This is a genomic window from Sagittula sp. (assembly GCF_052825245.1).
In genome coordinates this window covers 65,626-80,562 of sequence record NZ_JBRBWD010000014.1, presented here as the reverse complement: position 1 = coordinate 80,562, position 14,937 = coordinate 65,626, and the positions used below count along the sequence as shown (strand labels likewise).

Below are 14,937 nucleotides of genomic sequence, written 5' to 3'. Positions count from 1 at the left end.
ATCGTTGGCACGGCGGACCTGACCTGACAAGAAAATTCTTCGGGAAATGTTAGCGCTGGCCAGAGCACCTGTTACCGGGGGCATCTGGGCAGACAGGCGCCGCGAGACACCGCCCGCACTGACGGGCATTCACGGTCTGCCCCGAGGCGCGCCGCCCGTCAGGACCGTGTCGCGCACAGCGGTCCGGGCAGCGCCCGGCGCATGACGCTGGTCGATTTCTCGAGTGCGGCCTTGGGCGAGAGCACCTGGTCCTGGTGAACGAGGGACAACCAGCCATCGTAGTCGTTCAGGCACAACCGGTACGCGAATCGTGCCCACCAGTCCTCGTCATGACCGTAGCCGGGGGTGGCGTAACTCCACGCGCGGGCATTGATGTCCGTCAGGCAGCCGGTGTCGATATACGAGGTCGTGGCCAGCACCGGCGGGTTGATCATGATGTCGGTGACATGGACCCGGTATAGCGCATCCCCCAGCGCGTCGATGGAGCTGATCGGGTCGGCCCCCATCAACATCAATTGCGACGGGTCGAGGTTCGCGCCGATCTGCGGGCCGATAACCTCCCGGAGGTTCTGCAACGTATAGACGTTGTGCACACATTGCCCCGCATGCATCGTGATCGCGATCCTGGACACGCCGTTTTCCCGCGCCAGCGCCGCCATGCCCGTCCAGAAAGGATAGAGCACGTCCTCCCACTGGTAGCGCAGCGCCGCGGTGTTTTCGGCCGAGTTGGAGGAGGTGATCCAGTTCGGCGCGGTGTCGGCGGCATTGGCGGCGGGCAGGCCGGACGTGGTCACAACCATCCCCACCCCGAGCGCGCCTGCCAGCCGGATGGCATCGGCCAGCGCGTCGGCATGGTCGCGCGTGGTTGGGTTGAGCGCATTGCCGGTCACGTTCAGCGCCGAGATCTCCAGTCCGCGGGCGGCGAAAGCCCTGAGGTAGGCATCGCGCGCCCTCACATCCGACAGAAGCGTCGGCACGTCGGCATGCGGCGTTGCCGACCAGCCGCCGACGTTCACCTCCACCCCTGCCAGGCCAAGCGTGGCGGCGGTGTCCAGCATCTCTTCGAACGGCAGTTGATGCAGGCTGTCGGAAAGCGTTCCGAGTTTCATGGGGCTGGTCCTTCGGTATCCAACTCCGAGGCTTAACGCGGCCAAGGTAAAGGAGAGCTTTCCCCTTGCGAAAAATCCTCCGCGGGCCAGCGCATCTAGGGGCAGTAGCAATCGTGCATCAATCTGGTCGGTAGCAGGTTGACCCGGGCCGCGACCGACCGCAGTATCCCGGCAGATCCCTGCGGCAAAGCGGGGACGACATGGGAGGAATTCGTAATGCTGACAAGACGCGGAGCGCTGCGCGCCGTCGTGGCCGGATCCGTTTCGGCCCTTGCCCTGACCGCCGGAGCGGCCCAGGCCGTGGAACTCGACCTGATGATCTCGGACGTGGACGGCAAGGCAGCCATCATCCAGGAGTTCGCGGAACGCTACCAGAAGCAGAACCCGGACGTTCAGATCACGCTCAACGCCGTGGGCTACAACGTGATCCGCGAGCAGCTTCCGATCCAGCTCGAGGCGGGCACCGGGCCGGACCTGTCGTTCGTCACCAACCTTGGCGGCATGCACCCCTATTACGTCGACCTGACCCCGCACGTCGATGCCGAGGCTTGGGAAGCCGCCTATGGCGCGGTCCTGCCGTGGTACCGTGCGGGCACCGAGGGCGGGATCTACGGCTTCCACACCGAGATGACGGTGACCGGTCCCTACGTGAACCTCACCATGTTCGAGGAAGCGGGCGTGGACCTGCCGGAACCGGGCGCGACCTGGGAAGAGTGGGCAGAAGCCACGCAGGCGGTCATGGACGAGACTGGATCCTATGCCGGGATGGTGATGGACCGCTCCGGCCACCGCTCCGCCGGTCCGGCCATGTCCTACGGCGCCAAGTACTTCGACAGCGAAGGCAACCTGATCGTCGACGAAGGCTTCAGGACCTTCGCGCAGATGATGCTCGACTGGCATGAAAGCGGCCTGATGCCCGCCGACATCTGGCCCGCCGCATCGGGCGCCAAGTACACCAACGGCAACGAGCTGTTCTTCAACCAGGAAGTGCCGTTCTACATGTCCGGGTCGTGGAACACCTCGAACGTGCAGGACAACGTTGGCGACGCCTTCGACTGGAAGGTGGTTCCCGTTCCCTGCGGTCCCGAGGGCTGCGGCGTGATGCCGGGCGGCGCGGGTCTCGTGGCTTTCAAGTCCGGCGACGCCGAAAAGGAAGCCGCCGCGGCCGCCTTCGTCGGCTGGATGGGCGAAGAGGAACAGGCGCGCGAGTGGTACGCCCGCACCTTCGCGATCCCGGCGCACGCCGGGCTTCAGAAGGAGGGCCTGGACTACCAGGCCGCCGGCGCGACCGAGGCCGTGGCCGAGGCGCTCAAGACCTTCACCGATATGGCGGCTGCCGCCGCCGAAGAGACCCCGCAGGCCTACGACCTTCAAGGCTCGCAGTTCGGCTTCGTCATGTACAACGCGACCGTGCAGTACCTGTCGGCCGCGATGAACGGCGAACTGACGCTGGACGAGGCGATGGAGAAGATTTCCGAGGAACTGGAAACCAACGCCCGCTGACGGATGCGCATGGGGCGGGCCACGGTCCGCCCCGTCACGCCGCACCCCCCTTGGAACGGGAGAGACCATGACACCGGCCGGACTGGCGATGACCATCCTCGGGCTTGCCTGGGTCGTGGGGGGCGCGGCGTGGCTTCTGAGCCACCGAAGCTACACCCTCCGGCAGGTGCCCCGCTTCTTCGCCGATCTGCTGGGGTTCCCGGTGGAGCTGTCGCAAAGCCTGTTCGGACGGATCGGCGTGCCTTACGCGCTGCTCCTGCCGAACATGCTGATCTTCGGCTTCTTCACCTTCCTGCCGATGATCCTCAACGTCTATGTCTCGATGACCGGCGGATCGTCCATCGCGCTCTTCGACCGGCCCTTCGTGGGGCTGGAGAAGTACCGGGACATCTTCGACTGCGCGAACATCTTCATCCCCAAGACCTGCAGCAACGCCGGCTACAACTTCTGGACCGGCATGTTCAACACGCTCTGGTTCGTGGTCATCCAGGTGCCCGTGATGGTCGTGGTGGCGCTGCTGACCGCGCTGGTGGTCAACCGCAACATCCGGGGCAGGGGGTTCTGGCGGGCAATGTTCTTCTACCCGGTGATGCTGTCGCCGGTGGTCATCGCCAACATCTGGAACTGGGTCCTGCATCGCAAGGGGGCACTGAACGCCGCGATCGGCGGCACGCAGGACACGCTCTCGACACTCGCCGGGCTGTCGGGCTTCGACATCGCGGCGACCGTGGTCTTCGGCATCGTGCTGATGGTGGTCTCCGAGCGCACCCTGCGCGGCGAGGGCGGTCTCTCCACCGCCTGGGCGGGTGTCTTTTGCGGGGTCTTCGCACTCCTGACCGCATGGGCACAGCCGCTGTCCATGGTGGGCCTGCCCGGCAGCGGCTGGCTGGGGCTGGCGCTGGCGGCGCTGCTTTTGTGGCTGGTGGCCAGCGAACGGGCCATCGCCCGCGCGGCGGTGATCGGCTTCGGCATCGCCGCCGTCCTCATGCTGCTGTCGATCCAGTTCGACGCGGTCTTCGACTACGGGCGCTACCGCCCGGTGAACTGGCTGGTGACGCCCAACACCGGCTGGCCCTTCTTCTGGCTGGTCTTCGTCTTCTGCTGGTCGCACATGGGCTTGTACATGCTGATCCTGCTGGCCGGCCTTCAGGCCATCCCAGCCGACCTCTACGAGGCCGCCAAGATGGACGCGACGAAACCCTTCCGTGCATTCCGCCGCATCACCCTTCCGCTGGTCATGCCGACCCTGACCGTCGTACTTGTGCTCTCGCTCATCCGCTCCTTCCAGATCTTCGACGAGGTTTACCTGCTGACCGGCGGCGGCCCGGGGCGCGAAACCTTCATGGTCGTGCAGAACATCTACGAGGTCGCCTTCTCCTCGAACCACCCCGACTACGGACAGGCGGCCGCCGGATCGATCCTCATGGCGGTCGTCATCGCCGTCTTCACCTTCTTCCAGCTCTGGTTGACACGGAGGCAATCGGACCTTTGACACACACGCCATCCATCCACAGACAGGCGCCCGCCCTTCGCCTTGGCCGAAATACCTCCGCCGGAGGCATCCGCCCCCACCACCCGCACCACGGGCGGAGACCCGCATGAGCGTCGCCACCTTCCTTTCCCGCACCTCCGGCAACCGCGAGACCGCCGAACGCATCGGCATCCAGGACGTGCTGGCCTACGGTTACCTCGTGCTGGGCGTGCTGGTCATCCTGGTGCCGGTGCTCTGGACGCTGTTCTCCTCCATCAAGCCCGAAACCGCCGTCGACAGCTTCGATACCCGCATCCTGCCGATGAGCCAGGTGATGCAGGATATCGACGGCGTGGGCGAGAAACCCGTCTGGATCTGGACGGCGGAGGACGGCACGGAGGCGCTGGTCTTCAAGGCGGGGCCGACGCGCAAGATCACGGAGGTGGCGCGGCTCGACGCCCCAGAAGACGTCTTCGAGGTGCCGCGCGAACAGCTGCGTGAGAAGGAGGAAATGCGCGTTGCGGTGGAGAACTACCTCGACCCGATCCTGAAGCGGAACGGGCAGGAGACGTTCAACTTCTTTACCTATCTCGCCAACTCCGTCTTCGTCACGGTGGCGGCGACGCTGATCACGCTGCTGATCAACGCCATGGCCGCATTCGCCCTGTCGAAGTACCGCTTTCCCGGGCGGCTGACCTTTACCATCCTGATCGTCGCCACGCTCCTGATCCCGGCCTCGATCATCCTCGTGTCGCTGTTCTTCGTGGTCTGGTCGTTCGGGATCTTCGGCTCGCTCTGGGGCGTGATCATTCCCGCCGCCGCCACGCCTACGGGGGTGTTCCTGCTCAGGCAGTACATGCTGACCATTCCCGACGAACTGCTGGAGGCCGCGCGCATGGATGCGGCGTCGGAATGGCGGATCTTCTGGCGGATCGTGCTGCCGCTTTCTCTGCCCGCGCTCAGCGTGCTGGCCATCCTCAGCGTGATCTGGCGCTGGAACGACTTCCTCTGGCCGCTGATCGTTCTGATCTCCGACCCGACGAAACACACGCTGCAACTGGGCCTCACCCAGTTCGCCGGAGAGTTCAACTCCGACTTCCATTACATCCTTGCCATGACCGTGGTGACGCTGATCCCGATCACGCTGGTCTTCGTCTGGCTGCAGCGGTTCATCACCACCGGCATCGCCACGACCGGGCTGAAATGACAGGTTCGACATGACCGACACGACCCACGCGCTGGAGCTGAACCAGATCCGCAAGAGCTTTGGCCCCGTCGACGTGATCCACGGCATCGACCTCGCCATCGAGGACGGGGAGTTCGTGGTCTTCGTCGGTCCCTCCGGCTGCGGGAAGTCGACACTGCTGCGGCTGATCGCGGGGCTGGACGATCCGACCTCGGGCGACATCGTGCTGAACGGCAAGCGGGTGAACGGCATCCCCGCATCCGAACGCGGCCTCAGCATGGTGTTCCAAAGCTATGCGCTCTACCCGCACATGTCGGTCCGCCAGAACCTGTCCTTCGGGCTGGAGAACATGCGCATGCCGCGCGAGGAGATCACGCAGCGCGTGGATGCCGCCGCGAAGATGCTGCAGATCGATCAGCTGCTGTCGCGCCGTCCCGGGCAGCTGTCCGGCGGCCAGCGGCAGCGCGTGGCCATCGGACGCGCCATCGTGCGCGAGCCTGTGATCTTCCTGTTCGACGAGCCGCTCTCGAACCTCGACGCTGAGCTGCGGCTGCAGATGCGGGTGGAAATCAGCGACCTGCACGCCAAGCTGGGCAACACGATGATCTACGTCACACACGACCAGATCGAGGCGATGACCATGGCCGACCGCATCGTCGTCCTGCGCGGCGGCCGGATCGAACAGGTGGGCCGGCCGCTCGACCTCTACAACACCCCGGCGAACCGCTTCGTCGCCGGTTTCATCGGCGCGCCGCAGATGAACTTCCTGAACGGGGTCCTGGAAGGCGGTGTGCTGAAGCTCGACTGCGGGATGGTCCGCGACGTGCCCTGCGCTCACGCGGGCAAGGTCACGCTGGGCATCCGCCCGGAACGGATCGGCGTCTCGCTCGACGGGCACGGGGACGAGGTCATTACGGTCGAGAACTACGAACAGCTCGGCGCCGTGACCTACATCTACGGCGCCTTCGCGAACGGCGAACGCCTGACCGTGCAGCACGCCCACCAGATCCCCCTGAAGCGCGGGCAACAGATCGGCGTGACATTCCCCACCGAAGCGTTCCATCTGTTCGGAGAAGACGAAAAGACACTGGAGATGACACGGTGAAATGCGCACTGATCGGCCTTGGCATGGTCTCGCAGACCTACGGCGACGCGATTGCCAAATGCGAGACGGTGGACCTGTCGCTGGTCTACGCGCGCAGCCCTGACGCGCGCGAGGCATTCCTTTCCGACTGGCCGCAACTGAACGCCCGCGCGGCGTCGAACGTGGACGAGATCGCCGCCTCCGACGTTGACTTCGTGATCCTGACGACGCCCCCCAACGCGCGCTCCGAGATCGTCGAGACGCTGGCTGCGGCGGGCAAGCCGATCCTGATGGAGAAGCCGGTGGAGCGTACGCTGGAAGCCGCCACCGCTCTGGTCGAACGGTGCGAGGCGGCGGGCGTGCCGCTGGGGATCATGCTCCAGCACCGCGCCCGTCCTGTCGTCGCCGACCTGCGCGCGGTGATCGGCGACCTGGGGCCCCTGCGCATGGCCGAGGTCAACGTGCCGTGGTGGCGTCCGCAGGCCTATTACGACGAGCCGGGCCGGGGCACCTATGCGCGTGACGGTGGGGGGGTGATGATCTCTCAGGCGATCCACACCATGGACCTGATGCTGTCGCTGACCGGCCCGGTGACCGAGGTGTCTGCCATGTCCGCCACGACCGGGTTCCACGACATGGAATCCGAGGACTTCGTCTGCGCCGGGCTGCGCTTTGCCAACTGCGCGGTCGGGCAACTGTTCGCGACGACCGCCAGCTTCCCGGGGAGGGGAGAGACCGTCACCCTGCATTTCGCCGAAGGCTCCGCGCATCTCGAAGCCGGGCAATTGAAGATCGATCGCCGCGACGGTACGTCCGAGGTGCTGGGGCAGGCCGCGACCTCGGGCGCGGGGGCGGATCCCATGGCCTTCACCTCCGACTGGCACCGCTTCGTGATCGAGGACTTCGCGCAAAGCCTGACCGACAAGCGTGCGCCGCTTGTCCCGGGGCGCGACGCGCTGGAGGTGCACCGCCTGATCGCGGCACTCGAAAAGGCCGGGCGCACCGGCACGACCGTTTCCCTGAAGGATATCTGACATGAGCCTGAAGCTGGGCGTACTGGGCATCGACCACGGGCATATCTTCGGAATGCTCGGCGGCATGAAGGCGTTGGGGTGTACCTGCGCGCAATACTGGACCGACGGCCCCGCCGTCACCGAGGACAAGTTCAACGAGGTCTTCCCGGAGGTGGCCCGCGTCAGCGACCGGCGCGAGATCCTCGACGCCGATCTGGACATGATCCTGATCTCCGCCGTGCCCGCCGACCGCGCCGCACTGGCGATCGAGGCAATGGAAGCGGGCAAGGATGTCATGGTCGACAAGCCGGGCTGCACCACGCTGGACCAGCTCGACGCGATCCGCGACTGCGTGGCCCGGACGGGCCGTATCTGGTCGGTGAACTTCTCCGAGCGGTTCCAGGTGCGGGCGGCGGCCAAGGCATCGGAACTGGTGGCCGCGGGCGCCATCGGGCGCGTCGTGCAGGTGGTTACGCTGGCCCCCCACAAGCAGAACCTGAAGACGCGCCCCGAGTGGTACTTCCAGAAGGAGCGGTACGGCGGCATCCTCTGCGACATCGGCTCCCACCAGGTGGACCAGTTCCTGCATTTCACCGGCTCCACCGACGTGACCATCGCCCATGCGCTGGCAGAGAACACGACCCGCCCCGAGTATCCCGGCTTCCAGGACTTCGGCGAGATGACCCTCGTCGGCGACAAGGGGCACGGCTACCTGCGTCTCGATTGGTTCACCCCGGACGGCCTGCCCACCTGGGGCGACGGGCGGCTCTTCCTGCTGGGCACTGAGGGCACCATAGAATGCCGGAAATACACCGACATCGGACAGCCGCACCGCACCGATAACCTCTACCTCGTGAACGCGGAGGAGAACGTGCACATCGACTGCCGCGATGTGGAACTGCCCTACTTCGGGCGCCTCATCGCGGACGTGCAGGACCGGACGGAAACGGCTGCCACGCAGGCCCACACCTTCCGCACGATGGAGATCGCGATCCGGGCGCAGATGAAGGCGGACGGACTGTGACGCGGGTCGCCATCATAGGCGCGGGCATCGGGGCCGAACACCTCGCCGCCTATGCCGAACTCCCCGAACTGTTCGAGGTGGCGACGGTCTGCGACCTGAACCTCGCCCGGGCCGAGGCGGTCGCCTCTCCCCATGGCATCCCGTCGACGGCGGATTTCGACGCGGTGCTGGCGTCGGATGTGGACCTGATCGACGTCTGCCTGCCGCCGCACCTTCATCTGTTTGCCTGCCTCAGGGCGCTGGAGGCGGGCAAGGACGTGGTCTGCGAAAAGCCCCTCGTCGCCTCGCTGGCCGAGGCGGACCAGCTGATCGCTAAGGCGGCAGAGACCGGGGGCAGGGTCTTTCCGGTGTTCCAGTACCGCTTCGGCCTGGGCACCGCGCAACTGCGCGCCATCGTCGACGCCGGGCTGGCGGGCAAGCTCTACGCCGGCACGATCGAGACACACTGGAACCGCGACGCCGCCTATTACGCCGTGGACTGGCGCGGGACATGGGCCGGCGAGCGGGGCGGCGCGATCCTCGGCCACGCGATCCACATCCACGATTTCCTTCCGGCGTTCCTCGGCCCCGTCGCGCGCGTCTACGCCGAACTGGCGACCCGGGTGAACGAGATCGAGGTGGAGGACTGCGCCGCCCTGTCGCTGCGGATGGAGAGTGGCGCGGTCCTGACCTCCTCGGTCACTCTGGGCGCGGCGACGGACACCACGCGGATGCGGCTGGTCTTCGAGGGCGTGACGGTCGAGACCGGCCTGTCGCCCTACAAGCCCGCCCAGTCCGCATGGCAGTTCACCCCGCGCGTACCGGTCACGGCCGAGCAGATCGCAGAGGTGCTGTCCGGGGTCGGCCCGCAGGATGTCGGCTTCACCGGGTTTTTCCGCGCGGTCGGAGAGGCCCTGGCCGGGAAGGGCGGGCGCGAGGTGACTCTGGCCGACGGACGCCGGTCGCTGGAGTTCGTCAGCGCGATCTACCAGTCGTCCCGCACAGGCCTGCCGGTCAACCTGCCGCTGGGGCCTGATTTCCCGCTTTACGATGGCTGGTTGCCCGCCTGAGACATGGACCGGGTTGACAACCCTGCCGGCGATGGCCGGCGGGGTGGCGGACTTCGACGCCCTTTACGGTGCGTTGCCCGCACCGCCGGATGCCGTGTCGTTCGAACGCATCGCAACCTCCGAACCCGGCATGGAGCGGATCGTGATCGAGGTGACGGTCGGGGTGCGTCGCCTGCGGGTCGATGCCGGATTGTGGTTGCCGCCGGGCGCCGGGCCGTTTCCGCTGGTGGCGGGGCTGGACTTCCTTGGTCCCGTGGGCATCACGACCACTGACGTTTTCCCCTCTGATCCCTACGCCGTGGTGCAGGCGCCCGAGGCGCTGGGAGGGCATGGCACATTGCAGGAGTTCCAGCGCGGGGCGTCCGGATATCGCTGGCCGGTGAGGATGCTCTGCAAGCGGGGATACGCGGTGCTCGTCAGTTGCTACGGGTCGTGGGTGCCGGATTCGCAGGCTGCCTGGGACGAGACCGGGGTGAGGCCGCTGACCGGGGCAACCGATGCCGGTGCGATTTCCCTCTGGGCCTGGGCGATCATGCGGCTGCTCGATGTGGCGCAGCGCTTGCCCGAACTCGACCCCAAGCGCCTTGCCGTGGCCGGGCATTCGCGGTTGGGCAAGGCGTCGCTCTGGGCCGCGGCGCAGGACACCAAGATCACGGCTGTCTGGGCCAATGCGTCCGGCTGTTGCGGTGCCGCGCCCGAGGCGCACGGCATCGGCGAAACCCGCGCGCAACTGATCGGGAGGTTTCCGCACTGGCTTCGGCAGGGTGGTCCTGGGGTCGTTGGCGTACCGGATCAGCAGGCTCTGCTCGCTCTCTGCGCGCCGCGGCGGCTGTACCTGTCCGGTGCGGTGGGCGACCTCTGGGCCGATCCGGTGGGCAGTTACCTGGCGCTCACCACGGTCGGCGGAGAGGATTGGCCCGATGTGGCGTCCATGTGGGACCCGGGCCGACAGATCCTGCGCGGGGCGTCGGGGTGGCATCTGCGCCCGGGCGGACACGAGATGCTGCCCCATGACTGGATGCGCTTTCTGCACTTCCTCGACGCCGCGGGTTTCTGAGGCGGCCCGGATCAGGCCGCCCGTGACGTTGCGCTGACCGTCGCCGGGGCGTCGAGTTCCGGCACCTTCAGCTTGATCAGGATCGTCTGCAGCCCGGTCGCCTCCTGCCGCATCCGTTCCGTCGCGGTCGTCGTCTCGTCGACCATGGCGGCGTTCTGCTGGGTGACCATGTCCATCTGCGCGATGGCCGCGTTGACCTCGCTCAGGGCTGTCGACTGCTCGCGCGAGGCAGAGGCGATGTCCGTGGACAGTTGCGCCACGTGGTCGAAGTTCTGGACGATGGTCTGAAGCGTCTCTGCCGCGCGCTGGATCAGGTCCACGCCGGAGCCCACTTCCTGCGAACTGGCCGAAACGAGGTCCTTGATCTGCTTGGCCGCGTCGGAGGCGTTGCCAGCCAGCACCCGGACCTCTTCGGCGACGACGGCAAAGCCGCGTCCGGCGGAGCCTGCGCGCGCCGCCTCAACCCCTGCATTCAGCGCAAGGAGGTTTGTCTGGAACGCGATGTCGTCGATCATGCCGATGATCTGCGTGATCCGGTCGGAGGAGGTCTGGATACGGCCCATCGCCTCCGAGGCCTCGGCCACCGTGGCGGCGCCTGCCTCTGCCGTGCGGGCCGCGTCGTCGGCCACGGACTTCGCCCGGTTTGTGTTGTCGGACGATTGCCGGACGTTTTCTGTCAGCTCGTGGATCGCCGCCGCCGTTTCCTCCAGCGATGCCGCCTGGCTGGCCGTGCGGTTCGACAGGTCGGAGGTGCCGGTGTTCACGTCGGAAATCATGCCGAGCAGGCTGTCCATCGTCGCCGACACCTGTGCCAGCGTCTGTCCGAGCTTGAAAGTCGCCTCGTTCAGCTTGCGCCGCACCGGATCGAAGGTGGCGGGGAAATCGCTTGTCTCAGCCGATGGGATCACATGCGTCAGGTCCCCGGCGGCCATCTTGTCGATGGCGGTGTTGATGTGCTGGAAGGCGCAGGTCTGTTCCTCGGCGAGGACCATGAAGGTCGTCTCCACCACACGCTCGATATCGAGTGAGAAGGCGCGGACCAGCACGCCGATCTGGTTGCGGATCAGGTCCACCGAACGCCCGCGGAATCCGATGCGGCACTTCTTCAGGAAGATCGACACCAGATCCGACGTCGCCTGTGAATAGGACGCCATGTAGAATTCGAGCGGCAGCTTGATCCGCGCATGTGTTCGGCCGATCCGCTCGATCGAGGCGAAATACTCGGCGTCGAACTGCGCGGTCAGGATACGTTCCCAGTGCTTCTTCTGGGCTGACCGGGCAAAGGCCATGCGGTCGGGCCCGTCGAAGAAAGCAGCCGTTTCGGGATTGGCCGTCGCCCGGGCGTAGAAATTTTCCAGCACCGTGTCGAGTTCCGGCAGGAGGAGCACGCCAGCCTTGATCAACATCTCGCGGTGTTCGCCGTCAAGCTGGTAAGTTTTCAGTTTGGTTTCAAAATCGTGGGTCATCTCTTGTCCGTCCCCTTCGCTGGAGGTGACCCAAGGTGAACCCAAATCCATTAACAAGCCGTCGCCCGGAGCGGCTGCGCGACCGCCAATGTCCCTTGCATTTAAGGCGAATGCCGGCGCGAGATCAGACCGATACCTTGGCCAGAAGCTCGTCGCGATCCGTATCCGCGCGGGTGGCGTTATGGATCACACGGCCCCGTTCCAGCGCGACGAAATGGTCGCCCAGCTCATAGGCGAAATCGAAGAACTGCTCGACCAGAACGATGGCCATGTCTCCCTTTGACCGCAGGTATTTGATCACCTCGCCGATCTGCTTGATGATGTTGGGCTGGATGCCCTCGGTCGGTTCGTCCAGCAGCAGGAGCTTCGGCTGCGCGATCATCGCGCGGGCGATGGCGAGCTGCTGTTGTTGCCCCCCCGACAGGTCGCCGCCGCGGCGGTTCAGGAAGCTCTTCAGGATCGGGAAAAGCTCGAAGATTTCGTCTGGAATTGTCCATTGATCCTTCGGGATGCAGGCATACCCGGTTTCGAGGTTCTCGCGCACCGTCATCAGGGGGAAGATGTCGCGGCCCTGCGGCACGTATCCGATTCCCGCGCGGGCCCGCGCCTGTGGCGGGGTGGAGGCCGGCACGTCCTGACCGTTCAGGATCATCGTGCCGCCGGAGCGCGGATGCGTGCCGGAGATCGCCTTCAGAAGCGAGGTCTTGCCGACCCCGTTGGTGCCCATCAGGCAGGTGACCGCGCCGGGCTTCGCCTCCATCGAGATGTCGTAGAGGATCTGGCTGTGACCGTAGTGCAGGGTCAGGTCGGAAAGCGTGAGCATGGGCTGTCCTGTCAGTGCGGGCCGTGGAAGGCTTGGCGGTGTGGCGCGGGGCGGGGCATCGGCCTCAGCGCCCGAGGTAGACTTCGATGACCTGCGGGTCGGAGGTCACGTGGTCGATGGAGCCTTCGGCCAGCACCGACCCTTCGCACAGCACGGTGACCTTGCAGCCGAGGCGGCGGATGAACTCCATGTCGTGCTCGACGACGACAACGGCGCGGGTCTTGGCGGCCTCGACCAGCATCTCGGTTGTCTTCTCGCGCTCTGCCGGGGTCATGCCGGCGGCGGGTTCGTCGACCAGCAGCAAGCGCGGTTCCTGGGCCAGCAGCATGCCGATTTCCAGCCATTGCTTCTGGCCGTGCGACAACTCGCCCGCGATGCGGTTCAGGCTGTCCGACAGGCCGGTGCGTTCGGCGATCTCCTCGATCCGCTCGGCGCCTTGCCTGGTCTTCTTGTAGAACAGCACGTCGAAGGGGCCGCGCGGGTTCTTCAGCGCCATGGCGAGGTTCTCGCGTACGGTCTGGGCCTCGAAGACGGTGGGTTTCTGGAACTTGCGGCCCACGCCTTCGCGGGCGATCTGGCTTTCGGACATGCCGAGCAGGGAGATGTTCTTGTCGCCCCAGATCACCCGCCCCTCGTCGGGCTTGGTCTTGCCGGTGATGATGTCCATGAAGGTGGTCTTGCCCGCGCCGTTCGGCCCGATGATGGCCCGCATCTCCGGTTCGCCGATCTGGAAGGACAGGTTGTTGATCGCCTTGAACCCGTCGAAAGAGACGGAGACGCCGGACATTTCGAGAAGGGTGCTCATGATTTCCTCACGATCTTGTCGACCAGCCCGCCAAGGCCCTGCGGGGCGAAAAGGGTGACCGCCACGAAGGAGAAGCCGAGCAGCACAAGCCACCAGTCGGTCCACTTGACGGTGTAGAACCCGAGGTTGATGTCGGGCGCGCCGCCGCCGGTGAACCAGCTCGACAGGAGTGTGACGAAGACGGTACCCAGCACGGCACCGTAGAGCCGGCCGCGCCCGCCGATGGCCACCCAGACGGCAAGGTAGATCGACGCAATGGGGGCGATCTCGGCCGGGTTCACGATGCCCGCCTGCGGATAATAGAGGGCGCCCGCGATGCCCGAGACCACGGCAGTCAGGGTAAAGACGAAGAGCTTGTAGCTTTCCACGTGGTAGCCGAGGAACCGCACCCGCCGCTCGTCGTCGCGGATGGCACGAATGACGGAGCCCATCTTGCCCGAGGTCACGAAGGCGAAGAGCACGTAGCCCAGACCCAGCGCCAGCGCGGAGGCCCAGAGGAAGTAGACGGAGATGACGCTTTGCGGCACGTCCGTTGCGCCGGGGATGTTCTGCAGGCCCGACAGACCGTTGTTGCCGCGCAGGCCGCTGTCGTTCTGGAAGAGGTAGAGCGACAGCGCCAGCGTCATTGCCTGGGTCAGGATCGACAGGTAGACGCCGGTGACGCGCGACCGGAAGGCCAGCCAGCCGAAGACCAGCGCCAGGAGGCCCGGCACGACGATGACCATCAGGAGCTGCAGCGGCAGCGAATGCGCAAAGGCCCAGATCGGCGGGAACTCCGACGCGCCGACGACGCCGAAGATCTGCGAGGCGATGGCGTCCGAGATCTCCTGCCCCGTGGGCGGGATGACCTGGTTCGACATGGAGCGGGCGACGATGGTCTCGGTCCGGGCGTACATCAGCCACATGCCGATGGCGTAGCCGCCGATCCCGAAGAACGCGAAGTGTCCGAGCGAGAGGATGCCGCAGTAGCCCCAGACCACGTCCATGGCGATGGCGATCAGGCAGAGGCAGAGCGTCTTGCCCAGCGTCTTCACGAAGGAGGTGGAGATCAGGCCGGTGCCGAAGGCCTCGGATGTCACCGTCACGACGAGGGTGAACAGCCCGAGGATGGCGATGAACCAGAGGATCGAGGGGTTCTGCGCGAAGAAGCTGCGGTGTGTCGGTCGGGCTTTGGTCATGTATCGGCTCCGCGGTCGGCGGGGGAGGTGTTGCGCCCCGGCAGGCCGGGCCGCCCGGGGGCGGGGGGGCGCGGGGGGGGCCGCCGGGGGGGGGGGGGGGGGGGGGGCGGGGGCGGCGGGGGAAGGGGGAGGGGAACGTTCCACGGCGGCGCACCAGAGGAGGATGTGG

General features: G+C 66.2%; 13 protein-coding genes. 8 read left to right on the top strand and 5 right to left on the bottom strand.

What is annotated here, in order from left to right; genetic code table 11:
* Positions 1–158: 158 nt before the first annotated feature.
* Positions 159–1,109, bottom strand: a complete 951-nt coding sequence (locus ACU0DV_RS04045; protein ID WP_446242440.1) for a sugar phosphate isomerase/epimerase family protein — start codon at positions 1,107–1,109, stop codon at positions 159–161.
* Positions 1,110–1,325: 216 nt separating this feature from the next.
* Between ACU0DV_RS04045 and ACU0DV_RS04040 the strand changes: the two genes are divergently transcribed.
* The 8 genes from ACU0DV_RS04040 (at position 1,326) to ACU0DV_RS04005 (ending at position 10,496) form a co-directional block, all read left to right on the top strand.
* Positions 1,326–2,612, top strand: a complete 1,287-nt coding sequence (locus ACU0DV_RS04040) for an ABC transporter substrate-binding protein (RefSeq protein WP_446242439.1) — start codon at positions 1,326–1,328, stop codon at positions 2,610–2,612.
* A gap of 67 nt (positions 2,613–2,679) precedes the next feature.
* Positions 2,680–4,104 carry a carbohydrate ABC transporter permease gene (locus ACU0DV_RS04035; RefSeq protein WP_446242438.1) on the top strand — a complete coding sequence of 475 codons (1,425 nt, stop codon included), beginning with the start codon at positions 2,680–2,682 and terminating at the stop codon, positions 4,102–4,104.
* 106 nt (positions 4,105–4,210) lie between these two features.
* Entirely contained in the window at positions 4,211–5,290 is a 1,080-nt protein-coding gene (locus ACU0DV_RS04030; RefSeq protein ID WP_446242437.1) for a carbohydrate ABC transporter permease, read from the top strand.
* A 10-nt stretch (positions 5,291–5,300) separates the two neighbouring features.
* Entirely contained in the window at positions 5,301–6,374 is a 1,074-nt protein-coding gene (locus ACU0DV_RS04025; RefSeq protein WP_446242436.1) for an ABC transporter ATP-binding protein, read from the top strand.
* Complete coding sequence (locus ACU0DV_RS04020; RefSeq protein WP_446242435.1) at positions 6,371–7,387, top strand: Gfo/Idh/MocA family protein; 1,017 nt, start codon at positions 6,371–6,373, stop codon at positions 7,385–7,387. Before ACU0DV_RS04025 ends, ACU0DV_RS04020 begins: the two co-directional genes overlap by 4 nt.
* A gap of 1 nt (position 7,388) precedes the next feature.
* Complete coding sequence (locus ACU0DV_RS04015) at positions 7,389–8,390, top strand: Gfo/Idh/MocA family protein (RefSeq protein WP_446242434.1); 1,002 nt, start codon at positions 7,389–7,391, stop codon at positions 8,388–8,390.
* Positions 8,387–9,439 (top strand): Gfo/Idh/MocA family protein, encoded by a 1,053-nt coding sequence (locus ACU0DV_RS04010; RefSeq protein ID WP_446242433.1) that lies wholly within the window; start codon positions 8,387–8,389, stop codon positions 9,437–9,439. The genes ACU0DV_RS04015 and ACU0DV_RS04010 overlap by 4 nt, the downstream gene beginning before the upstream one ends.
* 13 nt (positions 9,440–9,452) lie before the next feature.
* Positions 9,453–10,496, top strand: a complete 1,044-nt coding sequence (locus ACU0DV_RS04005) for a glucuronyl esterase domain-containing protein (protein ID WP_446242432.1) — start codon at positions 9,453–9,455, stop codon at positions 10,494–10,496.
* Between the two features lie 11 nt (positions 10,497–10,507).
* On the opposite strand, the gene ACU0DV_RS04000 is transcribed toward ACU0DV_RS04005, so the two are convergent.
* The 4 genes from ACU0DV_RS04000 to urtC form a co-directional block, all read right to left on the bottom strand.
* Positions 10,508–11,962 (bottom strand): methyl-accepting chemotaxis protein, encoded by a 1,455-nt coding sequence (locus ACU0DV_RS04000; RefSeq protein ID WP_198521823.1) that lies wholly within the window; start codon positions 11,960–11,962, stop codon positions 10,508–10,510.
* Positions 11,963–12,086: 124 nt separating this feature from the next.
* Positions 12,087–12,785 (bottom strand): urea ABC transporter ATP-binding subunit UrtE, encoded by a 699-nt coding sequence (gene urtE / locus ACU0DV_RS03995; protein WP_446242431.1) that lies wholly within the window; start codon positions 12,783–12,785, stop codon positions 12,087–12,089.
* Positions 12,786–12,849: 64 nt separating this feature from the next.
* Complete coding sequence (gene urtD, locus ACU0DV_RS03990) at positions 12,850–13,590, bottom strand: urea ABC transporter ATP-binding protein UrtD (RefSeq protein WP_100927825.1); 741 nt, start codon at positions 13,588–13,590, stop codon at positions 12,850–12,852.
* Positions 13,587–14,768: an urea ABC transporter permease subunit UrtC gene (gene urtC, locus ACU0DV_RS03985; RefSeq protein ID WP_100927824.1), complete on the bottom strand. Its 1,182-nt coding sequence runs from the start codon at positions 14,766–14,768 to the stop codon at positions 13,587–13,589. Before urtC ends, urtD begins: the two co-directional genes overlap by 4 nt.
* Positions 14,769–14,937: the final 169 nt, after the last annotated feature.

Excerpts from the sequence above, each read along its gene's own strand:
- ACU0DV_RS04040 (WP_446242439.1), top strand. The coding sequence starts at position 1,326 with ATGCTGACAAGACGCGGAGCGCTGCGCGCCGTCGTGGCCGGATCCGTT.
- ACU0DV_RS04015 (WP_446242434.1), top strand. The coding sequence starts at position 7,389 with ATGAGCCTGAAGCTGGGCGTACTGGGCATCGACCACGGGCATATCTTC.
- ACU0DV_RS04000 (WP_198521823.1), bottom strand. The coding sequence starts at position 11,962 with ATGACCCACGATTTTGAAACCAAACTGAAAACTTACCAGCTTGACGGC.
- urtE (WP_446242431.1), bottom strand. The coding sequence starts at position 12,785 with ATGCTCACGCTTTCCGACCTGACCCTGCACTACGGTCACAGCCAGATC.
- urtC (WP_100927824.1), bottom strand. The coding sequence starts at position 14,768 with ATGACCAAAGCCCGACCGACACACCGCAGCTTCTTCGCGCAGAACCCC.
- ACU0DV_RS04035 (WP_446242438.1), top strand. The coding sequence starts at position 2,680 with ATGACACCGGCCGGACTGGCGATGACCATCCTCGGGCTTGCCTGGGTC.
- ACU0DV_RS04025 (WP_446242436.1), top strand. The coding sequence starts at position 5,301 with ATGACCGACACGACCCACGCGCTGGAGCTGAACCAGATCCGCAAGAGC.
- urtD (WP_100927825.1), bottom strand. The coding sequence starts at position 13,590 with ATGAGCACCCTTCTCGAAATGTCCGGCGTCTCCGTCTCTTTCGACGGG.
- ACU0DV_RS04045 (WP_446242440.1), bottom strand. The coding sequence starts at position 1,109 with ATGAAACTCGGAACGCTTTCCGACAGCCTGCATCAACTGCCGTTCGAA.
- ACU0DV_RS04030 (WP_446242437.1), top strand. The coding sequence starts at position 4,211 with ATGAGCGTCGCCACCTTCCTTTCCCGCACCTCCGGCAACCGCGAGACC.